The organism is Pseudomonas sp. C9-3 (assembly GCF_032392015.1).
Lineage (GTDB): Bacteria > Pseudomonadota > Gammaproteobacteria > Pseudomonadales > Pseudomonadaceae > Pseudomonas > Pseudomonas nitroreducens.
Genome location: NZ_CP135919.1, coordinates 3,195,663 through 3,216,292, shown reverse-complemented (window position 1 = coordinate 3,216,292; position 20,630 = coordinate 3,195,663). Strand labels below are relative to the sequence as shown.

At 67.0% G+C, this 20,630-nt stretch carries 16 protein-coding genes; 10 read left to right on the top strand and 6 right to left on the bottom strand.

Going from position 1 to position 20,630, the window contains the following annotated elements:
• Positions 1 to 338: 338 nt before the first annotated feature.
• Positions 339 to 1,391: a DUF2235 domain-containing protein gene (locus tag RS899_RS14345; RefSeq protein WP_054908506.1), complete on the top strand. Its 1,053-nt coding sequence runs from the start codon at positions 339 to 341 to the stop codon at positions 1,389 to 1,391.
• 91 nt (positions 1,392 to 1,482) lie between these two features.
• Here the strand turns inward: RS899_RS14345 and RS899_RS14340 are convergent, their stop codons facing one another.
• Positions 1,483 to 2,226 carry a class I SAM-dependent methyltransferase gene (locus tag RS899_RS14340; protein ID WP_315810313.1) on the bottom strand — a complete coding sequence of 248 codons (744 nt, stop codon included), beginning with the start codon at positions 2,224 to 2,226 and terminating at the stop codon, positions 1,483 to 1,485.
• A 628-nt stretch (positions 2,227 to 2,854) separates the two neighbouring features.
• Between RS899_RS14340 and RS899_RS14335 the strand changes: the two genes are divergently transcribed.
• From RS899_RS14335 to RS899_RS14325, 3 genes are all read left to right on the top strand, one after another.
• Positions 2,855 to 4,240 carry an APC family permease gene (locus RS899_RS14335; protein WP_315810312.1) on the top strand — a complete coding sequence of 462 codons (1,386 nt, stop codon included), beginning with the start codon at positions 2,855 to 2,857 and terminating at the stop codon, positions 4,238 to 4,240.
• A gap of 101 nt (positions 4,241 to 4,341) precedes the next feature.
• The gene (locus RS899_RS14330; RefSeq protein WP_315810311.1) at positions 4,342 to 5,235 is read left to right on the top strand and encodes a LysR family transcriptional regulator; all 894 of its coding nucleotides are present in this window, start codon (positions 4,342 to 4,344) and stop codon (positions 5,233 to 5,235) included.
• Between the two features lie 107 nt (positions 5,236 to 5,342).
• Positions 5,343 to 6,443 (top strand): M14 family metallopeptidase, encoded by a 1,101-nt coding sequence (locus tag RS899_RS14325; protein ID WP_315810310.1) that lies wholly within the window; start codon positions 5,343 to 5,345, stop codon positions 6,441 to 6,443.
• 7 nt (positions 6,444 to 6,450) lie between these two features.
• On the opposite strand, the gene RS899_RS14320 is transcribed toward RS899_RS14325, so the two are convergent.
• On the bottom strand, positions 6,451 to 7,359 hold the full coding sequence (locus tag RS899_RS14320) for a LysR substrate-binding domain-containing protein (protein WP_315810309.1): 909 nt from the start codon (positions 7,357 to 7,359) through the stop codon (positions 6,451 to 6,453).
• 158 nt (positions 7,360 to 7,517) lie between these two features.
• Here RS899_RS14320 and RS899_RS14315 point away from each other — a divergent pair, with 158 nt between their 5' ends.
• The 6 genes from RS899_RS14315 (at position 7,518) to mrdA (ending at position 15,116) form a co-directional block, all read left to right on the top strand.
• Positions 7,518 to 8,816 (top strand): FAD-binding oxidoreductase, encoded by a 1,299-nt coding sequence (locus RS899_RS14315; RefSeq protein WP_315810308.1) that lies wholly within the window; start codon positions 7,518 to 7,520, stop codon positions 8,814 to 8,816.
• Positions 8,817 to 8,882: 66 nt separating this feature from the next.
• Entirely contained in the window at positions 8,883 to 9,974 is a 1,092-nt protein-coding gene (locus tag RS899_RS14310; protein ID WP_315810307.1) for a polyamine ABC transporter substrate-binding protein, read from the top strand.
• Positions 9,971 to 11,239, top strand: a complete 1,269-nt coding sequence (locus RS899_RS14305; RefSeq protein ID WP_315810306.1) for an FAD-dependent oxidoreductase — start codon at positions 9,971 to 9,973, stop codon at positions 11,237 to 11,239. Before RS899_RS14310 ends, RS899_RS14305 begins: the two co-directional genes overlap by 4 nt.
• Before the next feature lie 52 nt (positions 11,240 to 11,291).
• Positions 11,292 to 12,191: a DMT family transporter gene (locus tag RS899_RS14300; protein ID WP_315810305.1), complete on the top strand. Its 900-nt coding sequence runs from the start codon at positions 11,292 to 11,294 to the stop codon at positions 12,189 to 12,191.
• 51 nt (positions 12,192 to 12,242) lie between these two features.
• Complete coding sequence (locus RS899_RS14295) at positions 12,243 to 12,641, top strand: heme-binding protein (protein ID WP_054908516.1); 399 nt, start codon at positions 12,243 to 12,245, stop codon at positions 12,639 to 12,641.
• Positions 12,642 to 13,223: 582 nt separating this feature from the next.
• On the top strand, positions 13,224 to 15,116 hold the full coding sequence (mrdA, locus tag RS899_RS14290) for a penicillin-binding protein 2 (RefSeq protein ID WP_315810304.1): 1,893 nt from the start codon (positions 13,224 to 13,226) through the stop codon (positions 15,114 to 15,116).
• Positions 15,117 to 15,154: 38 nt separating this feature from the next.
• Here the strand turns inward: mrdA and RS899_RS14285 are convergent, their stop codons facing one another.
• The 4 genes from RS899_RS14285 to RS899_RS14270 are packed head-to-tail and all read right to left on the bottom strand — an operon-like array spanning position 15,155 to position 20,308.
• Positions 15,155 to 15,376, bottom strand: coding sequence for a formate dehydrogenase subunit delta (locus tag RS899_RS14285; protein ID WP_315810303.1), 222 nt, complete (start codon positions 15,374 to 15,376; stop codon positions 15,155 to 15,157).
• Positions 15,373 to 18,276: a formate dehydrogenase subunit alpha gene (fdhF, locus tag RS899_RS14280; RefSeq protein WP_315810302.1), complete on the bottom strand. Its 2,904-nt coding sequence runs from the start codon at positions 18,274 to 18,276 to the stop codon at positions 15,373 to 15,375. The genes RS899_RS14285 and fdhF overlap by 4 nt, the downstream gene beginning before the upstream one ends.
• Positions 18,273 to 19,832 carry an NADH-quinone oxidoreductase subunit NuoF gene (locus tag RS899_RS14275; RefSeq protein WP_315810301.1) on the bottom strand — a complete coding sequence of 520 codons (1,560 nt, stop codon included), beginning with the start codon at positions 19,830 to 19,832 and terminating at the stop codon, positions 18,273 to 18,275. The genes fdhF and RS899_RS14275 overlap by 4 nt, the downstream gene beginning before the upstream one ends.
• Positions 19,826 to 20,308, bottom strand: a complete 483-nt coding sequence (locus RS899_RS14270) for a formate dehydrogenase subunit gamma (protein ID WP_315810300.1) — start codon at positions 20,306 to 20,308, stop codon at positions 19,826 to 19,828. The genes RS899_RS14275 and RS899_RS14270 overlap by 7 nt, the downstream gene beginning before the upstream one ends.
• Between the last annotated feature and the right edge of the window lie 322 nt (positions 20,309 to 20,630).

Below are 20,630 nucleotides of genomic sequence, written 5' to 3'. Positions count from 1 at the left end.
GGGAGGAGGCCGTGCTTTCGGCTTCGGTTTCCGAACCGTCAGCGTCGACCGACTGGTAGCCGTTGTTCGTCACTCAGGGCGAATCAGCGCAACGGGATCGCCCGCCAGCGCAGTCCGCCGTGCGGCGATGCAGCCCTGCCGATGGGCAACTACAGTTGCCCATCGAGGGCGATACCGACGAAGGGGCTTCGGACCTTTGCTCAGAATGAAAAGTCATCCGTCGTGCATTCTTGCGAGGGCCTTCTCCACTCGTGTTTCCGGTTTGAACCTCGCCTGCGAAAGCAGCAACGGAGCGGGAAGTTTCGAGCAGCCAGAACGACTGGCGTTGGAGAAAAGGCATGCCCAAGAAAATCATCATTTCCTTCGACGGAACCTGGAACACGCCGGACGCGAAGTCCGAGATCAAGGGCAGTAAAAGCACCAATGTGTGGAAGCTGCATGCTTCCATCCTGCCCACCGACAAGGACGGCACGACGCAGGACAAGTGGTACGACAAGGGAGTCGGCACCGCGTGGTACGACCGTCTCGCGGGCGGAGCCTTCGGTGTGGGGCTTTCCGAGAAGATCCTCGATGGCTACCGGCAACTGGTCACGACCTATGAGGCCGGTGACCAGATCTACCTGTTCGGCTTCAGCCGTGGGGCCTATACGGCGCGCAGCCTGGTGGGGCTGATCCGCAATGCCGGCCTGCTCAAGCCCGAGCACATCGACCTGACCAACGAAGCCTACGGCCTGTACCGGACCCGCGACGAGGGCGCGGATTCCGACAGTGCCAAGCTGTTCAGGGACAATTTCTCGCGGGTGATCTCCATCCACATGCTCGGCATCTGGGATACCGTGGGCGCCCTGGGCGTGCCGCTGGAATCCTTCGACTGGTTCAACAAGGCCTATTACGAGTTCCATGACACCGAGCTCAGCTCGATCGTCCACAACGCCTTCCAGGCGCTGGCCATCGACGAGTGGCGCAAGAATTATCAGTGCACGCTGTGGGACCCGAAGAGCAAGCCCAACCAGCGCGTGGAGCAGGTCTGGTTCTCCGGTGCGCACGCCAACGTCGGCGGTGGCTACCCAGACAACAGCCTGTCGGACATCGCCCTGGTGTGGATGGTCAACAAGGCGATCGAGTGCGGCCTGGCGGTGGATACCGGCAAGACCCCGAGCCTGCCCACGACAACGCAGCCCATCACCAACTCCTACAAGGAATTCCTGGGCGGCGCCTACAGCCAGCTCACCCCGCCGTATTACCGGGATATCGGCAACACGCCCTTTGGCCAGGAGGCGATCGATCCCAGCGTGGAGGACCGCCTCAAGCACGATGCCCAGTACAAGCCGAAGAACCCGGTGGGCGGCCATCTCACCGGCAACTTCACGCCGGTGGGCAAGATCCGCTGACGATCAGCACGCTGGCCGGTGGCGTGGTTGCGTATTCCTCGTCGAGCGGCCGGCACAGTCGCTCACGCCGCGGCGAATACCATGGCCCTCGTTAGCGCTTCACGCAGACGAACAGCGCGTTGCCTGAGCTGCCGGCCCAGGGCGTGATCCGTTCGTAGTCGTGCTCGAAGACCTGAACCTCGAAGAGCGGCTCCAGCATCCGCTGCAACTCGGCGAAGGTCACCGCGACCATCGCGTGTTCGTCCTGCCAGGCCTGGGTGTCGCCGGCGCTGGTCTTCTCGATACTCAGGCGCAAGGCTTGGCGCTCGCCCGCGCCGCTGTAGTACCAGCCGGAACCGAAGGTGAACTGGCCACCCTCGTGCTCGACCGAATGGCGCACGAAGGAGCGGTTGTCGATCTGCCCCTTGTCCACGCTGTTGAAGCAGAACACGCCGCCGTCCGCGAGGGCTGCGTGCACGCTTGCCAGGCACGCCTGCAGCTGTTCCACGCCGGGGTTGTAGTGGATCGAGTAGAGGAAGCAGGTGATCAGGTCCAGCGGCGCGTCGACGCGGAAGCTGGCCATGTCCTGCCGGCTGAAGTGCGCGTCGGGGCAGCGCTGCCGGGCGATGTCCAGCATCGGCTGGTTGATGTCCAGGCCGGCGCTCTGGTAGCCGAAGTCGAGGAAGTGGCGCACGTGCGGCCCGGTCCCGCAGGCGAGGTCCAGGTGCCTGTGCCCCTGGTTGCCGAACAATTGGTGCAGGCGGCGCACGCAGTGGCTCTGCGCCTGGTAGTCGATGTCGGCGCACATCAGGTCGTAGTAGGAGGACAGGTCGGTGTACAGCGCGTTGGAGGACATAGGCAGCCAGGGAAAGGGTTCGCCGCAGGTTGGGGCGCGGCATGGTACATCAGCCGTGGCCGATCCCCGCGGAAATCGGACTGGCGTGGTCGACGAGGCAGGTGTCATGGCGAGCATCCGGTGCCTGGATCGGGTTGCCCGGGCTGATGGCCAGCCACCGCGTCCGACAGCGGAACCGGTCGCCGGCTCCGCAATGCACGGCCATTTTTTTCATTGGCCTCGAAAATATTTTTACTAATTTTCCTCCGCGAAAAGCTGAAGCACCATGCCGCCCCATTCCAACAACAACGTCCTTCGAGGCGGCCAGCAGGAGTGCCCAGGTGCAAGCGTTCAACGAGTGGCGGCAGTGTTTTGCAGCACGGACATTCATCGATGACGCACTGAGCGGCGCCCCTCGGCTCGCACTGCGGGAGGGGGCCGCTGCCATGCACCGCCTCCCGGCTTCCCTGGCCCCGCACGCTTGCCGGGCCGCCCCGACCGACCCCCGCTGAGTTCCTCCGGCAGCGGCTGCCCGAGGCTTGGCTTCGGCTGAGGTCACCGGGCATTCGACCGCTGCGCAGGAAGCCTCGACCGGCATCGCGCCGTTCCAGTCCAACGAGCCCAGAGGCTCGCAGTCCATGAGTCAGCCATGAAAAAAACAACAAGCGCTTCCGCTACGTCCTTGCCTGCCCATCCAGCCCATAACCCATCGCCGTCGTCGCGCAGTTTCCGCAAGTCGCTGGGGATTCCGGCGCTGGTGCTGTTCGGCCTCGCCTACATGGTGCCGCTGGCCGTCTTCACCACCTACGGCCTGGTGACCCGGATGAGCAAGGGGCATCTGCCAACGGCCTATCTCTTCACCCTCGCGGCCATGCTGCTGACTGCCTACAGCTATGGGCGCATGGTGCAGGCGCACCCGTATTCGGGGTCCGTCTACAGCTATACGCGCAAGACCTTCGGCGCGGCCTTCGGCTTCATGGCGGGCTGGACGCTGCTGCTGGACTACATCTTCCTGCCGTTGCTGAGCTACCTGCTGATCGGCATCTACATGACCGACTACTTCCCCTCCGTGCCGCTGTCGGTGTGGATACTCGGGTCCATCGCGCTGGTGACCCTGCTCAACCTCGTCGGTATCGAGTCGATCACCCGGGTCAACTGGGTGCTGATCGTCGCGCAGATGGTTTTCGTGGTGGTGTTCATTGCGCTCTCGCTGAGCCACCTGGGTGCCCAGGCGGAGCCGGTGGCGCTGGTCCAGCCGTTCTATGACGAGCACTTCAGCCTGCCGCTGGTGATGTCCGGTGCGGCGGTACTGTGCCTGTCCTTCCTCGGCTTCGATGCCGTCTCGACCATGGCCGAGGAAACCCCGGAGCCGCGCCGGCAGATTCCCGCAGCGATCATGCTGGTAACCCTGATCGGCGGCGTGCTGTTCATCGTCATGGCCTACTTCGGCCAACTGGTGTTCCCCGAGTGGCAGGCGCTCACCGATGCCGATTCCGCGGCGCTCGACGTGCTGCGCCGGATCGGCGGCGAGTGGCTGGTGACCTTCTTCACCGCGACCTACGTGGCGGGCTGCTTCGCCTCGGCGATGGTGTCCCAGGCGAGCGTCTCCCGCGTGCTCTTCGCCATGGGCCGGGACGGAGCGATTCCCCGTGTATTCGGCAAGCTGGTGACGAAGAAACGCGTGCCGGCGAACGCAATCATCCTGATCAGCCTGCTGTCGCTGATCGCCCTGTTCGTCACCCTGGATACCGTCGCCAACATGATCAGCTTTGGCGCGCTCTTCGCGTTCTCGGCGGTCAACCTGGCGGTGATCAAGCACTACCTGATCGATGAGCGCCTCACCGGCAAGGGCAACTACCTGCGCTACGGGGCGCTGCCGGCCGTGGGCTTCCTCAGCACTATCTGGCTCTGGTCGAGCCTGTCGGGGATGTCCTTCCTGATCGGCTTCGGCTGGATGTGCCTGGGGTTCATCTGCCTCGCCAGTGCGACGCGCATGTTCCAGCAGCAACTGCCTGACCTCAACATGGCGGAGTGATCGCCTGCCCGGGAGGAGCCGCGGCCGAGCCCCGGCTTCTTTCCTGCGCAGCCGATACTGGTTAAGGTGGCGCGACTTCGAGGAACGGGCCGGATCTCGCCATGAAACTGCACCAATTGCGCGCCCTGCGCACCATTGCCGAGAGCGGCAGCCTGCAGGAGGCTTCGCGGCTGCTGGAGGTCACCCAGCCGTCGCTGTCCAAGGCGGTGAAGGAACTCGAAGGCGAGCTGGGCGTGCCGCTGCTGGTGCGTTCGAACCGCGGCGTGACAGTCACGGCCTATGGCGAGCGGCTGGTCAGCATGGCCCGCCTGGTGACCGAGGAAGTGCGCCGTGCGCGCGACGAGATCGACACACTCAAGGGCGAGGCGGCGGGGCGCGTAGCCATCGGTGTATCGCCGGTGACGCCCAGCCGCGCCTTCGCCAACTGCTTCAAGCGCTATCGCGAGCTCTACCCCAGCGTGCAGTTGCAGATATTCGAGCTGCGCTCGGTGCAACTGTTCGAAGGACTGAAGGAAGGGCGGCTGGACCTCGTGCTGACCACCCAGCCAGTGCAGGAAGCCGCCGTCGGGCAGGTCTGGCACGAACTGGCGCCGCAGCCCTCGGCGCTGGCGGTGCGCAAGGGGCACCCGCTGGCGGGCGCACGTTCGCTGCACGAGCTGCTGGATCAGGAGTGGCTGCTGTCCGACCCGCTGGAAGTCGCCCTGGCCGGGCAGTTCTTTCGCGAGCGCCAGGTGGCGCCGCCCGAGCGCATAACGGAGTGTTCCTCGTCGTTGCTCTACTTGGAGTTGGCGGCCAGCACCGATGCGGTGAGCTTCTGGTCGCAGCGCATGCTCCAGTTGCCGATGGTGGCGCAGGCACTGGTCCCCCTGCAGATCGCCGAGACGCCACCGGTGGCGAGCATCTCGATGGTCACCCGGCCGCAGGAGCTGATGACCCGCGAGGCCCGTCTGCTGACCGAGGAAGTGCTGGCGGCGTTCAATACCGCGGAAGCCTGACCGGCATAACCAGCTTCAATGCTCATGTGTAGAGATCATTACTCCGTGCCGCCGCGCTGATGCATCCTGCCGGCCGCCAGATGCCCCACGAAACGGCCGGAGTCTCCATGAAAGCATCGTCATACTTCTCCCAGAGCTACGCCCAGGCGCGCAGCAGGTTCCTCGATGCCTGCGCGGCCGCCGGCCTGCTGGTGGAGTCCCATGTCCATCCGCTCACCGGGCGCGATGGCGAGACGCTGGCGCTGGACGTCGCCCGCGAAGGCGCGCCCGATGCGCAGCGGCTGCTGATCATCAGCAGCGGCTGCCATGGCGTCGAAGGTTTCTGCGGCTCCGCTGTGCAGAGCGCACTGCTCGCCGACGCCCAATGGCGCGAGCATGCGCTGCGCCACGATTGCGCGGTGCTCTACCTGCATGCCGCCAACCCCCATGGCTTTTCCTGGTGGCGCCGCTGGACCCAGGAGAACGTCGACCTCAACCGCAACTTCCGCGACTTCACCCAGGCGGCCCCGGAGAACCCCGGTTATGCGCGCCTGGACCCGGTACTCGCGCCCCGTCGCTGGCCGAGCCCGTTGGGGCGCCTGCGGCTGCTCGGCTATGCACTGCGCCATGGCCGCTGGGAATTGCAGCGGGCGATTTCCTCCGGCCAGGCCAGTCATCCAGATGGATTGTTCTTCTCGGGCACTCAGCCGACCTGGAGCAACCGCACCGTGCGCCAGGTGCTGCGCCAGCACGGCCGGCAATGCCGCGAAATAGCCTGGATCGACGTGCACACCGGCCTCGGCCCGACCGGCTACGGCGAGTACATCTACTCGGGTGATCCGCGCCCCGCAGCGTTGCTCCGCGCCCGCGCCTGGTGGGGCGACGAGGTGCGCTCCACGGAGGAGGGCAACAGCGTGTCGGTGAAGCTCAGCGGCAAGCTGGTCCACGCGGCATTCGAGGAGTGCCCGCAGGCGCTGCTGATCTCCATGAGCCTGGAGTTCGGCACCGTGCCCGGCTCGCAAGTGCTCGAAGCGCTGCGCGCCGACCAGTGGCTGCACCGCAACCCCGGTGCGCCGGTGGCAACGGCGCAACGGATCAAGCAGCAGCTGCGCGATGCCTTCTACGTCGACACCGACCAGTGGAAACAGGCCGTACTGACTCGCGCGCGGGATACCGCCTGGAAGGCGGTAGAGGGCCTGTGCAGCGAGATTCCACGAGAGCTGGCCTGAACTCGGGTCAAGCTTGCAACTGGTTGCGCTGCTCCTCGAACCAGTCGAGCACCGCCTGGCAGGCTGGGTGGGCGGCGCCGCTGTCGCGCAGCCACAGGGCGTAGCGGCCGCCGGTCTTCAGCGCTTCGCCGAAAGGCACGATGAGGTCGCCACGCTGCAGGGCGTCGTGGGCCAGCATGCGGTCGGTCATGGCCACGCCCAGGCCGCGGGTGGCGGCGTCCAGCGCCAGGTCGTCGAGGTTGAACAGCATGTGCTTGAACTGCGCCGGTGGTGGCGCGGCCTGCGCGCGCAGCCACTGCGGCCATTCCAGGCCGCCGCTGGAGGCGTGGATCAGCGGGTGGCGAGCCAGTTCCTCCAGTGAGCGCGGCGGCTCCTGGCCGTCGTCCAGGCGCGGGGCGCAGACCGGGATCAGGTATTCGTCATACAGCGGCGTCAGCGCACGGCCCTGGGGGTCGCTGCCGCTGGGCAGGTAGAGCACGTAGGCGTCGCAGTCGCCGCCATCGTCCACCACTTCGCCGCCCACCGTCTCGATGGACAGGCACAGCTCCGGGTGCCGCGAGTAGAAGGAACTCAGGCGCGGCAGCAGCCAGCGTACCGCCAGCGAGACGAAGATGCGGATGCGGAAGGGGCGGTCCGCCGAGGCCGGCGCCAGGCGTTCCTCCAGGCGCAGCAACTGCTGCAGCATGCCTTCGGCCACCGTGTACACCTCGCGGCCGGCGTCGGTCAGCGCCACCTTGCGGCTGGTGCGGTCGAACAGCGGCACACGGTAGTACTCCTCCAGTTGCTGGACCTGCCGGCTGATGGCGCTCTGGGTCAGGTGCAGCTGTTGCGCGGCCGCTGTGAAGCTGCCGGATTCGGCAACGTGCACCAGTGCTTGCAGTGCCTGCAGGGAGGGAACGCGCAGCAGTTTGTCCATGAATCGTCCATCCACAATCTATGCGTTTTGCGAATACAAGGATGAAAAATGAGCGTTGGTGCGCCCAGCGCTACTGCCCGTAGATTCTGGTCATGACGCGCCATCGGGGAAATCGCTTGGATACGCCCGGCGCATGGATTGTGAAGGAGTGCCGGGCAATGAACAATCACTGCGGCTGGATCGCCCTGGCGGGCGAGTTGCCCGCGCGGCCGACGCTGAGTGCAACCCAGCGGGCGGACTGGCTGATCATCGGCGGCGGCATCACCGGGTTGTCCGCCGCTCACACGCTGGCGGCGCGCTTTCCGCAACAGCGCGTGGTGCTGCTGGAGCGCCAGCGCATCGCCCAGGGCGCCTCCGCGCGCAACTCCGGTTTCGTCGTCGCCCACGAGTTGCCGGCGGCCGGCGAACGCCTGGGGCAACCCGGCCATGCCGCTTACCAGGTGGCCTCGCGCATCGGCATCGCGGCAGCGCAGGAGGTCCGCCAGCGCATCGCCGAACTGGCCATCGACTGCGAGCTGTACAACGACGGCTACCACTTCGCCGCCCACCGCGCCGAGCATCTGGGCGATATCGACGGCATCCTCGCCACGCTGGCTTCGGTCGGCGCCAACGCTCGCTACTACGAGGGCGCCGTGCTGGAGCAACAGCTCGGCAGCGCATTCTATGCGCGGGCCATTCATTGCGCCGGCGGCAACGCACTGCTGCAACCTGCACGCTATGTGAAGGGCCTGGCCGACAGCCTGCCGGCGTCAGTGGAGATCTTCGAGCAGAGCGGCGTGACCGACCTGCGCCGCAGCGGCCAGGGCTGGGTGGCACGCACCGCCCAGGGCGAAGTCCAGGCTTCGCAGGTGCTGGTCTGCCTGGGCGCATTCATCGCCCGCGCCGGCCTGCACGACAGCGGCGCTTTCCCGCTGGAACTCAGCGCCAGCATTACCCGCCCGCTGGATGAGCCACGCTGGCAGTCGCTGTTCGGCGAGCGTCAGTGGGGCGTGCTCGCGCCGTTGCCCGGTGGCGGCACCGTGCGCCTGCTGCCGGGGCGCCGGTTGCTGATCCGCAACACCGTCGAGTACCGCCATCGCGACCTCGACAACCGCGCGCTGGCCGAGCGCCGTCGCCGCCATCTCATCGGTTTGCAGAAGCGTTTCCCCGGCATCGTCGACGCCGACATCGCCTACAGCTGGACCGGCCACCTGAGCGGCACCCGCTCCGGCGAGCCGTATTTTGCTCGCGTCGACCAGGGCCTGCATGCCGTGGCCGGCTGCAACGGCTCGGGCGTGGCGCGCGGCACCCTGTGGGGGCGCCTGCTGGTGGAGATGGCGACAGGGGGAAGCTCGCCGGTGCTGGCCGATGTGCTGGCGCAGGCGACCCCCGGCTACCTGCCGCCCAGCCCGTTCTTCGATATTGGCGCTTCGCTGCGCATGGCCTGGGAGGTGCGCCGCGCGCGCGCCGAGGCCTGATCCATCGCTTTACCCACGCACGACCATCCGTACAGACCATCTCCAAAAACAACAACCGAGGGCAGCATGATCAACCGTCCCATGACCCTGGCAGGCCTCGCCCTGTCGCTGTTGGCTGGCACTACCCAGGCGGCGCCGACCGTCACCATCGCCAACTGGAGCAGCTACATCGCCGACGACACCCTGGCGAACTTCACGAAGCAGACCGGCATCCAGACCACCTACGACCTGGTGGACAGCAACGAGACCACCGAAGCCAAGCTGATGACTGGCGCCAGCGGCTACGACCTGGCCAGCCCGTCCAACCACTTCCTGCCGCGGCTGATCAAGGCCGGCGCCATCCAGGAACTGGACAAGAGCAAGCTGCCCAACTGGAACAACCTTGACCCCAAGCTGATGAAGATCCTCGAGGTCAGCGACCCGGGTAACCGCTACGCCATTCCATACCTCTGGGTGACCGTCGGCATCGGCTACAACGAGGACAGGATCAAGGCCATCTTCGGCAACACCGACGTTACCCGCAGCTGGCAACTGCTGTTCGATCCGAAGAACGCGGAGAAGCTCGCCCAGTGCGGCATCGCGGTGATCGACAACGCCACCCAGATGGTGCCCATCACCCTCAAGGTGCTTGGCCGCGACCCGGCCAGCCAGAACCCGGACGACTTCAAGGCGGCCGAGGCGGCGCTGCAGGTGATCCGCCCGTCGATCCGCTACTTCCACCAGTCCAAGTACGTCAGTGACCTGGCCAACGGCAACATCTGCGTCGCGATCGGCTTCAGCGGCGACGTGCTGCAGGCCATGACCACTGCCCAGCAGGCCGGCAACGGCGTGAAGATCGGCTACAGCCTGCCGCGTGAAGGCAGCACCATCGCGGTGGACACCGTGGTGATTCCCAAGGGCGCACCGCACCTGGACAACGCCTACGCCTACATGAACTACCTGCTGCAGCCCGAGGTGATCGCCAACATCACCAACGCCGTGCAGTACCCCAACGGCAACGCCGCCGCGAGCCAGTACGTGAAGCCGGAACTGCGTGCGAACCCGGCCGTCTATCCGCCGCAGGAAGTGCTCGACACCCTGTTCCCGATCAAGACCCTGTCGCCCTCCGGGATGCGCATGAGCACCCGCCTGTGGACCCGAGTGATGAGCGGCAAATGACCCAGCCCAACGACCTGCGCCGCCACGCCCTGGTGGTCGGCGCCGGCGTGGTCGGCCTGGCCACCGCGCTGCAACTGCAACGCCGCGACTTCCGCGTGACCCTGCTGGACCGCAATCCGCCGGGCCTGGCCACCTCATTCGGCAACGCCTGCACCTTCGCCACCTACTCGGTGGAGCCGGTGGCCACGCCCGGCATCTGGCGCAAGGCGCCGGGTATGCTGCTGCGCCCGGACAGCCCGCTGGCGATCCGCCCGGCCTACTTGCCGCGCATCGCGCCGTGGCTGCTGCGGTTCCTGGCGGCTTCGCGGCGTGATCGCGTCGAGGCCATCGGCCACGACCTCAACACCCTGCTGCGCCCGTGCATGGATGCGTGGCAGGGACTGTTCGACGAGGCCGGCGCCAACGACCTGATCCGGCACGACGGCTCGCTGTACATCTTCGAAGCCCACGAGCGCGGCGACGCGCAGGCCATGGTGGATTACCACCGGCGCTTCGAGGTGCCGATCCGTTTCGTCGAAGGCGGTGAATTGCGCGAGCTGGAACCTGCACTCAACGCCCGCGCCAGCTGCGCGGTGGAGCTGCCCGGCGTGAGCCGCACGCTCGATCCGTACGCGTTGAGCCTGCGCCTGTTCGAGCGCTTCGTTTCCATGGGGGGCGAGTTCCGTCGCGGCGAGCTGCTGGGCATCGATCCGGCCGGGCAGGGCAGGGACGCGGTGCAGGTGCAACTGGCGACCGGCGAGCGGCTGGCCGCCGACCGCGTGGCGCTGTGCACCGGCGCCTGGTCGCGAACCTTGGTGGACCAGCTGGGCGATGCCGTGCCGCAGGACACCGAGCGCGGTTACCACGTGCTCTTCGGCCATGCCGGCCAGGTGCTCAATCGCCCGGTGTGCTGGGGCGCCGGCGGCTTCTACATGACGCCCATGGCACAGGGCCTGCGGGTGGCCGGCACGGTGGAGTTCGCCGGACTGGAAGCGCTGCCGAGCCCGGCGCGCTACCGCTGCCTGACCCGTGGCGCGCGGCGCTTCCTGCGCCTGCAGCACGAGCCGGTGTCGCAGTGGATGGGCTTCCGCTCCTCGGTGCCGGACAGCATGCCGGTGCTCGGCCCGTCCCGGCGGCTGCCGCAGGTGTTCTACAACTTCGGCCACGGCCATATCGGCCTGACCCTCGGCGCCATCACCGGCCAGTTGCTCGCCGAGCTGGCCAGCGACGTCGTCACCAGCGTGCCGGTGGCGCCGTTCCTCGCCAGCCGCTTCAGCCCACGCTGAAGCGCCGGCATTCATCACGGACATTCACCCCGAACAGGAAGGAGAACACGACATGCCCCAGCTGACCCTTGTTGCCCCTCGCAGCCATGTCATGCGCAGCGTGGGCCTGATGCTGTTGTCGATGTTCTGCTTCGCCGTGGTGGATGCACTGGCCAAGGTCGTGGCGCTGAAATACCCGGCCAACGAAGTGACCTTCTTCCGCATGGCCTTCGGCGTGCTGCCGGCCTTCCTGCTCTGCCTGCGCGGGCGGCCGCTGGCGCAGCGCTGGCGGCAGCTGGACGTGCGCGGGCAGACCATCCGCGCGGTGACGCTGCTCGGGTCATCCGCGCTGTTCTTCGCCGGGTTGCCCTATGTGCCCCTGAGTGAAGCTATCTCCATCGCCTATTCCGAGGCGTTGCTGGTGATCGTGCTGGCGCCGCTGCTGTTGGGCGAACGCCTGCTGCCGCGCAATGCGCTGGCGGCGGTGCTCGGCTTCCTCGGCGTGCTGATGGTGGTCAAGCCCGACAACGCCGAAGCCAGCCTGGTCGGTCCGGCGCTGCTGGTGGCCAGTGCCTTCTTCGGCGCGCTGTCGATGATCCAGATCCGGCGCATCCGCGAGACCGACGACTCGACCACCACGGTGCTGTATTTCACCGTGGTCGGCACGCTGGTGACCGGCACCACGCTGCCGTTTTCCTGGAGCACGCCGAGTCTGCCGGACCTCGGCCTGATGCTTGCCCTCGGCCTGCTGGCGACGCTGGGCCAACTGCTGTTCACCATCGCCGTGCGCCGCGCCCACGCGGCCACCCTGGCGCCTTACACCTACACCAGCATCATCTGGGCGAGCCTGCTTGGCTACCTGATCTGGGGCGAAGTACTCAGCCTGCTGTCGTTGGTCGGCATCGTGCTGATCGTCGGCAGCGCGGTGGTCGTGGCGGTGCTGGAGCAGCCGCCGGAAGGCTCGGTGGTCTGACTTTCCAGGCTTCCCACTTGGCGCTGCGCGCCGATTCACAAGAGAGATTTCATGCAACAGAAAGCCGTACTCGACCAGCTCGACGTCACCCGCATCGTCGCTGCCGCCACCGACGAAGCCCGGCGCCAGGGCTGGGCGGTCTGCATTGCCGTAGCCGACGACGGCGGCCACCCGCTGGCGCTGGTGCGCCTGGATGGCTGCGCCCAGGCCAGCGCCTACATCGCCACCGAGAAGGCCCGCAGCGCGGCTATCGGCCGGCGCGAGACCCGCGAGTACGAGAATATGGTCAACGGCGGTCGCACGGCCTTCCTCAGCGCGCCGCTGCTCACCTCCCTGGAGGGCGGCGTGCCGATCCTGGTGGCGGGGCAGGTGGTGGGCGCGGTGGGGGTTTCCGGCGTCAGGGCCGAGCAGGACGCACAGGTCGCCAGGGCGGGGATCGCCGGGCTCTGAGGTAGGCGTTGGCATCGCTTGCGGGAGCAGGTCATGCGTGTTCCTCCAGCTGGCGCCGGCATTGCCATTTTCGTAGGAGCAACCGTCTTCTGCCGGGAAGTCCATACCTGTGCATCCCCTCTCCCCAGCCAGGGCTGTGCGCCCCGCTCCGAAGGGAGAGGGGGCAGCCCGAGCCGACTGATACAAAGGTTTCAACCTGTACCGAACGGATTTCTCTCCCTGGGAGGGAGGGCAGTCAGGGCCGAGTGACGCAAAGGTTTCAACCTGCACCCAACCAGTCCCCTCTCCCTTCAGGGAGAGGGCTAGGGAGAGGGTAGGCCCTGGCGCCAGCGCTCCACTTACAGGCGAACTTTGCGGGATCGCGAAGGCAACGCCTCGACTACCGGTCAGAATCCGGCCTGTCGGTCTGGTACCATGCCGCGCCGGCCTGCCAGACGACGCGTGATTGCACCGCGCCAGGTGCTGCCGGCTTCTTCCGTCCAACTGCGCTGCAAACAGGCCGCATCGATCGGAAAGCCCCCGCGCACGGCGTGGTTGAACCGCTTTTCCGCAGGATCGATGGGGACCTTCTGGAATCTCCCGATGCACGATCCGATCAAACTCAAGGACCACCAGCAGGAGTCGACGCAGGTCAACCGCCGGCTGATCGCCTGCGGCCTGCTGGTGGCCATGATGAGCGTGACCCTGGTGGCAAGGATGTACTTCCTCCAGGTCACCGACTACGCGACCAACGCCACCGTCTCCGAGAACAACCGTATCCACGTGCTGCCGATTCCCCCGGAGCGCGGGCTGATCTTCGACCGCAATGGCAAGGTGCTGGCCGAGAACCTGCCCAGCTTCAACCTCACTCTGACCCGCGAGCGCGCCGGCAACTCGGTGGCGGTGCTCGATCAGGTCACCGATATTCTTCACCTGAGCCCCGAGCAACGCCTGCAGTGCGACAAGGCCTTGAAGAAGAGCCGCCACCCCTTCGAGCCGGTCACCCTGCTGCATGAGCTGAGCGAGGAGCAGATCGCCCTCATCGAGGTCAATCGCTACAAGCTGCCGGGCATCGATGTGGATGCCGAATTCGTCCGTCACTACCCTTACGGCGAGCATTTCGCCCACTCGGTCGGCTTCGTCGGGCGGATCAACGAGCGCGAGGCCACCCGCCTCGACAGCACCGAGTACCGCGGCACCGAGTACGTCGGCAAGACCGGCGTCGAGCACTTCTATGAATCGCAGCTGCATGGTCATGTGGGCTACGAGGAAGTGGAAACCAACGCCCAGGGCCGCGTCATGCGGGTGCTGAAGAAGGTTGCGCCGGTGGCCGGGGAAAACATCGTGCTGGGCCTGGACGTGGACCTGCAGGTCGCCGCCGAGAAGGCCCTGGGCGATCGCCGCGGCTCCGTGGTGGCGCTGGACCCGAACACCGGCCAGGTGCTGGCGATGGTCAGCAACCCGAGCTTCGACCCCAACCTGTTCGTCAACGGCATCAGCTCGGCGCAGTACGCCGAACTGCGTGATTCCATCGACCGGCCGCTGTTCAACCGGGCGCTGCGCGGCCTCTATTCGCCGGGCTCGACCATCAAGCCGGTGGTGGCCATCGCCGGGCTGGATACCGGCACCATCACGCCGGCCACGCGGGTCTTCGATCCGGGCTATTTCCAGCTGCCCAACTTCGACCACAAGTACCGCAACTGGAACCACAGCGGCGATGGCTGGGTCGACCTCGACACGGCCATCAAGCGTTCCAACGACACCTACTTCTACGACGTCGCCCACAAGCTCGGCATCGACCGCATGCACGACTACCTGAGCCGCTTCGGGCTCGGCAGCAAGGTCTCCATCGACATGGCCGAGGAATCCGCCGGGCTGATGCCGTCCCGCGAATGGAAACGCGCCACCCGGCGCCAGGCCTGGTTCCCCGGCGAGACGGTGATCCTCGGCATCGGCCAGGGCTACATGCAGGTGACGCCGCTGCAACTCGCCGAAGCGACCTCGCTGATCGCCAGCAAGGGCGCCTGGCACCGTCCGCGCCTGGCCGAGTCGGTGGGCGGGGAAGACGTCGTCGATGCCAATCCCATGCCCGACATCCACCTGAGCAATCCTCGCGACTGGGACGCGGTGAACTACGGCATGCAGCTGGTCATGCACGATCCGGGCGGCGGCGCGCGCGCCGCAGGGCAGGGCGCGCAGTACCGCATCGCCGGCAAGAGCGGCACCGCGCAGATCGTCGCGATCCGCCAGGGCGAGCGCTACAACCGCCTGAAGACCCAGGAGCGCCACCGCGACAACGCCTTGTTCGTCGGCTTCGCCCCCGCCAGCGATCCGTCCATCGTGGTCTCGGTGACCATCGAGAACGGCGAGGCCGGCGGGCGGGTGGCCGGCCCTGTGGTGCGCGAGATCATGGACGCCTGGCTGCTCGACCAGGACGGCAAGCTCAAACCGCAGTACGCGGTCCCGGCTGAGACTGCTTCGGGCAAACACGCCTGAGGCCTTGCCAGCAGCCCGGTCTGTGCACCGGGCTTCGGCTAGGTCTGCGCGGTCGTCTCTGCCAGCGCCGCCCGCACCAGGCCGTGCAACTCCTCGCCCGGGTTCTGCTCATTCCAGGCCTTGATTTCGCGGCGCATGGCGGGCGTCCAGAAGTTCTGCAGGTGTTGCTGCACGCCCTGCACCGCCAGGGCAGGGTCTGACTCGGTGGAGAAGTACTGGCCGATCTGGTTGGTCATCTTGATCAGGTTCTCGACGCTCATCGACGGACCTCGGCTCTCTCGTTTTGCGCGGCTTGGGCATGGCGGCGCTCCTTGAGCAGGCGGCGTTGTTCGTCGCTGAACGCCTGGTAGCGCTTCTGCCATTCCGAAGGCTGGAACACGCGCACCACTTCCACCGCCGTGACCTTGTATTCCGGACAGTTGGTGGCCCAGTCGGAGTTGTCGGTGGTGATCACATTGGCGCCCGATTCGGGGAAGTGGAAGGTCGTGTAGACCACGCCCGGCGCTACCCGCTCGCTGACCTTGGCGCGCAGCACCGTCTGCCCGGCGCGGCTGCCCACGCCGACCCAGTCGCCGTCGTTGATGCCCCGGCTTTCGGCGTCGCTGGCGTGGATTTCCAGGCGATCTTCCTCGTGCCAGGCGACGTTGTCGGTGCGCCGGGTCTGGGCGCCGACGTTGTACTGGCTGAGGATGCGCCCGGTGGTGAGCAGCAGCGGGTAGCGGGCGTTGACCTTCTCTTCCGTGGGCACGTAGCCGGTGAGCATGAAACGCCCCTTGCCGCGCACGAACTGCTCGATGTGCATGGTCGGTGTGCCATCGGGCGCGGCGTCGTTGCACGGCCATTGCAGGCTGCCGTGACGGTCCAGTTCGGCGTAGCTGACGCGGGTGAAGGTCGGTGTCAGGCGGGCGATCTCGTCCATGATCTGCGATGGGTGCTGGTAGTCCATGGCATAGCCCAGCGCGTTGGCCAGGGCGACTGTGGCTTCCCAGTCGGCCTTGCCGCCCAGTGGCTCCATCACTTTTCGTACCCGCGAGATGCGCCGTTCGGCGTTGGTGAAGGTGCCGTCCTTTTCCAGGAAGGAGCTGCCCGGCAGGAACACATGGGCGAACTTGGCGGTCTCGTTGAGGAAGATGTCCTGTACCACCACGCATTCCATGGCGGAGAGGGCCGCGGTGACGTGCTGGGTGTTGGGGTCGCTCTGGGCGATGTCCTCGCCCTGGCAGTACAGCGCCTTGAAGGTGCCGCCCAGCGCTGCTTCGAACATGTTGGGGATGCGCAGGCCCGGGTCGGGCTGCAAGGTCACGCCCCAGGCCTGTTCGAACTGGCTGCGCACGGTCTGGTTGGAAATGTGCCGGTAGCCGGGCAGCTCGTGGGGGAAGGAGCCCATGTCGCACGAGCCCTGCACGTTGTTCTGGCCGCGCAGCGGGTTCACCCCGACGCCTTCGCGGCCGACGTTGCCGGTGGCCATTGCAAGGTTGGCGATGCCCATCACCGCGGTGCTGCCCTGGCTGTGTTCGGTGACGCCCAGGCCGTAGTAGATCGCCGCGTTGCCGCCGGTGGCGTAGAGGCGGGCGGCGGCGCGGATTTCCTCGGCAGGTACGCCGCAGACCGGGCCGAGTACTTCCGGGACGTTCTCCGGCAGGCTGACGAAATCGCGCCAGCGGATGAAGTCGCTGGCCTCGCAGCGCGCGTCGACGAAGTCCTGCTTGACCAGGCCCTCGCTGACGATGACGTGGGCCAGCGCGTTGAGCATGGCGACGTTGGTGCCAGGGCGCAGTTGCAGGTGCAGTTCGGCGCGGGCGTGGGGCGAGTCGACCAGGTCGATGCGCCGGGGGTCGATGACGATCAGTTGCGCACCCTGGCGCAAGCGGCGCTTGAGCTGCGAGCCGAACACCGGGTGTGCGTCGGTGGGGTTGGCGCCCATCACCAGCACCACGTCGGAGTGCATCACCGAGTCGAAACTCTGGGTGCCGGCAGACTCGCCGAGGGTCTGCTTCAGGCCGTAGCCGGTCGGCGAGTGGCAGACTCGCGCACACGTATCGACGTTGTTATTGCCGAACGCCGCGCGCACCAGTTTCTGTACCAGGTAGGTCTCTTCGTTGGTGCAGCGGCTGGAGGTGATGCCGCCGATGGAGTCGCGCCCGTATTTCGTCTGGATGCGGCGGAATTCGCTGGCAGCATAGGTGACGGCCTCGTCCCAGCTGACTTCCTGCCAGGGGTCGCTGATGTGCTTGCGGATCATCGGCTTGGTGATGCGATCCGGGTGCGTGGCGTAGCCCCAGGCGAAGCGGCCCTTGACGCAGGAGTGGCCGTGGTTGGCCTGGCCGTTCTTGTCCGGGACCATGCGCACCAGCTGGTTGCCCTTCATCTCGGCGCGGAAGGAGCAGCCCACGCCGCAGTAAGCGCAAGTGGTGATGACGGCGCGCTCGGGCTGGCCGATCTCGACCACGCTCTTTTCCATCAGCGTGGCGGTGGGGCAGGCCTGCACGCAGGCGCCGCAGGAGACGCATTCGGAGTCGAGGAAGTTCTCGCCGCCGGCCGCCGCCACACGGGACTCGAAGCCGCGCCCAGAGATCGTCAGGGCGAAGGTGCCTTGGGTTTCCTCGCAGGCGCGCACGCAGCGGTTGCAGACGATGCACTTGCTCGGGTCGTAGTCGAAGTAGGGGTTGGAGACGTCCTTGGCATCCTTCAGGTGGTTGGCGCCGTCGTAGCCGTAGCGCACTTCGCGCAGGCCGACCTGGCCGGCCACGGTCTGCAACTCGCAGTTGCCGTTGGCGGAGCAGGTCAGGCAATCCAGCGGGTGGTCGGAGATGTACAGCTCCATGACGTTGCGGCGCAGGCCCGCCAGCTTCGGCGTCTGCGTGCGCACCACCATGCCCTCGCTGACCGGCGTGGTGCAGGAGGCCGGGTAGCCGCGCATGCCGTCGATCTCCACCAGGCACATGCGGCAGGAGCCGAAGGCTTCCAGGCTGTCGGTGGCGCAGAGCTTGGGAATGCTGGTGCCCAGCAGCGCAGCGGCGCGCATCACCGAAGTACCGGCAGGGACGCTGATTTCGCGGCCGTCGATGCTCAGGCTGACCTGCACGTCGCTCTCGCGGGCGGGTGTGCCGAGGTCGATGTCACTCGTGCTGGACGTTGCGGGATCGAAGAAATTGATCACGAGTCGGCCTCCGAAGTCGCCAGACCGAAGTCGGCGGGGAAGTGCTTGAGGGCGCTGGCCACGGGGAAGGCGGTCATGCCGCCGAGGGCGCAGAGCGAGCCGTATTGCATCGTGTCGCAGAGGTCGGTGAGCAGCCGCGCCTGTTCCTCGCGGGCGCTGAGGTCGGTAGCGGCGATCAGCCGGTCGACCACCTCCACGCCACGGGTCGAGCCGATGCGGCAGGGCGTGCACTTGCCGCAGGATTCCTCGGCGCAGAACTGCAGGGCGAAGCGTGCCATGCGTGCCATGTCGAGCGTGTCGTCGGCGACCACCACGCCGCCATGACCGAGCATGGCGCCGACGGCGGCGAAGGCTTCGTAGTCCAGCGGGGTGTCGAACTGCGAGGGCGGTACCCAGGCACCGAGCGGGCCACCAACCTGCGCAGCCTTCAGCGCTCGGCCGCTGGCGGTGCCGCCGCCGTAGCCTTCCACCAGCTCGCGCAGGGTCAGGCCGAAGGCACATTCCACCAGCCCGCCGTGGCGTATGTTGCCCGCCAGTTGGAAGGGCATGGTGCCCAGCGAACGGCCCATGCCGAAGTCGCGGTAGTACTGTGCGCCCCTGGCCAGGATGATCGGCACCGAGGCCAGGGTGAGCACGTTGTGCACCAGCGTCGGCAGGCCGAACAGGCCTTGCAGCGCCGGCAGCGGCGGCTTGGCGCGGACCACGCCGCGCTTGCCTTCCAGGGAATCCAGGAGGGCGGTTTCCTCACCGCAGATGTAGGCGCCGGCGCCGACCCGCACTTCCAGCTCGAAGGCGCGGCCACTGCCGCAGACGTCCTCGCCGAGGTAGCCGGCTTCGCGGGCGATCCTCAGGGCGAGGTTGAGTGTCACGATGGCGTCCGGGTACTCGGAGCGCACGTAGATGTAGCCCATGCTCGCGCCGACGGCGAGACCGGCGATGGCCATGCCTTCGATCAGCAGGAAGGGGTCGCCTTCCATCAGCATGCGGTCGGCGAAAGTGCCGGAGTCGCCTTCGTCGGCGTTGCACACCACGTATTTCTGCGGGCCAACGGCGTCACGCACGGTGCGCCACTTGATGCCGGCGGGGAAGGCCGCGCCGCCACGGCCGCGCAGGCCGGAATCGAGCACGGCGGCAACCACCTCGGCGCCGTCCATGCCGATGGCGCGGGCCAGGCCTTCGAAGCCGCCATGGGCACGGTAGTCATCAAGCGACAGTGGCCGCGTGATGCCGGCGCGGGCGAACAGCAGGCGCTGCTGGGTCTTCAGGTAGGCAATCTCTTCCACCAGTCCCAGGGCCAACGGGTGGTGTGTAGGGTCGTCGGCCAGCGCATCGAAGAGGGCGGGGACATCGGCTGCCGCCAGTGGGCCGAAGCCCAGCCGGCCTTCGCCGCTGTCCATTTCCACCAGCGGTTCCAACCAGTACAGGCCGCGGGAGCTGGTGCGCTGGATCTCCAGCGGAATCTGGCGTCGCTCGGCTTCGGCGACCAGGGCGTCGGTCACCTCATCGACGCCCACCGCGCGGGCCAGCGAATCGCAGGGGATGAACAGCTTCAACATGCGGCGTCCTCCCGGCAACCGTTCACCAGCTCGCGCAGGCGTTCGGCGGTGAGGCGCGCGTGCACCCGGCCGTCCAGTTCCAGGGCTGGCGAGCAGGCGCAGGCGCCCAGGCAATAGACCGGGCGCAGGGCGATGCGGCCGTCGGCGCTGGTGCCGTGGTCGTCCAGCCCGAGCTGTTCGCGCAGTTGTGCGGCGAGGGCTTCGGCGCCGCGGCTCTGGCACGACTCGGCGCGGCACAGGCGCAGCGTATGGCGGGCCGGGGGCGCGGTGCGGAAGTCGTGGTAGAAGCTGATCACCCCGCGCACCTCGGCGACGCTGAGGTTCAGGGCGTGGGCGATTTCAGGGAGGGCATCGTCGGGGATGTAGCCGACGTAATCCTGGATGGCATGAAGCACTGGCAGCAGGGCGCCGGGCGTGGCTTTCAGGCGCTCCAGAACATCATGGATCAGGGGCAGGTGAAGCGAATCATCAGGCATTCAGCGCACCTCGATATCACGGATGCCTGCCATCGGCGGCGATCCGGAATCCTTCGGCTGCGGCGTACCGGCCACGTCACGGTCGGCGTGGCTGTTCGGGGCGCCATTCTTATTATCCGGCCAGGCATCTGGGCGCGCCCGGTCCTCGACAGTATGGAAGCTTGCCATCCCTTGTGTTCAAGGATTGCACCGCAGCGACCCTGCGCATCCTGAAACCGACAGACCCTTAAACCGACAGACTGCCGAAACGGCCACGCTGTCCGCTCAGAGCCCCCTCGTTGGCCGGCAAAGCCCTCGGCCGCGAGCGGCGCTCGACTTAACC

Coding starts and splice junctions, on each gene's coding strand:
- RS899_RS14300 (WP_315810305.1), top strand. CDS start 11,292: ATGCCCCAGCTGACCCTTGTTGCCCCTCGCAGCCATGTCATGCGCAGC.
- RS899_RS14325 (WP_315810310.1), top strand. CDS start 5,343: ATGAAAGCATCGTCATACTTCTCCCAGAGCTACGCCCAGGCGCGCAGC.
- RS899_RS14295 (WP_054908516.1), top strand. CDS start 12,243: ATGCAACAGAAAGCCGTACTCGACCAGCTCGACGTCACCCGCATCGTC.
- RS899_RS14315 (WP_315810308.1), top strand. CDS start 7,518: ATGAACAATCACTGCGGCTGGATCGCCCTGGCGGGCGAGTTGCCCGCG.
- RS899_RS14275 (WP_315810301.1), bottom strand. CDS start 19,832: ATGTTGAAGCTGTTCATCCCCTGCGATTCGCTGGCCCGCGCGGTGGGC.
- RS899_RS14310 (WP_315810307.1), top strand. CDS start 8,883: ATGATCAACCGTCCCATGACCCTGGCAGGCCTCGCCCTGTCGCTGTTG.
- RS899_RS14345 (WP_054908506.1), top strand. CDS start 339: ATGCCCAAGAAAATCATCATTTCCTTCGACGGAACCTGGAACACGCCG.
- RS899_RS14285 (WP_315810303.1), bottom strand. CDS start 15,376: ATGAGCGTCGAGAACCTGATCAAGATGACCAACCAGATCGGCCAGTAC.
- RS899_RS14320 (WP_315810309.1), bottom strand. CDS start 7,359: ATGGACAAACTGCTGCGCGTTCCCTCCCTGCAGGCACTGCAAGCACTG.
- RS899_RS14340 (WP_315810313.1), bottom strand. CDS start 2,226: ATGTCCTCCAACGCGCTGTACACCGACCTGTCCTCCTACTACGACCTG.
- RS899_RS14335 (WP_315810312.1), top strand. CDS start 2,855: ATGAAAAAAACAACAAGCGCTTCCGCTACGTCCTTGCCTGCCCATCCA.
- RS899_RS14270 (WP_315810300.1), bottom strand. CDS start 20,308: ATGCCTGATGATTCGCTTCACCTGCCCCTGATCCATGATGTTCTGGAG.
- RS899_RS14305 (WP_315810306.1), top strand. CDS start 9,971: ATGACCCAGCCCAACGACCTGCGCCGCCACGCCCTGGTGGTCGGCGCC.
- RS899_RS14330 (WP_315810311.1), top strand. CDS start 4,342: ATGAAACTGCACCAATTGCGCGCCCTGCGCACCATTGCCGAGAGCGGC.
- mrdA (WP_315810304.1), top strand. CDS start 13,224: ATGCACGATCCGATCAAACTCAAGGACCACCAGCAGGAGTCGACGCAG.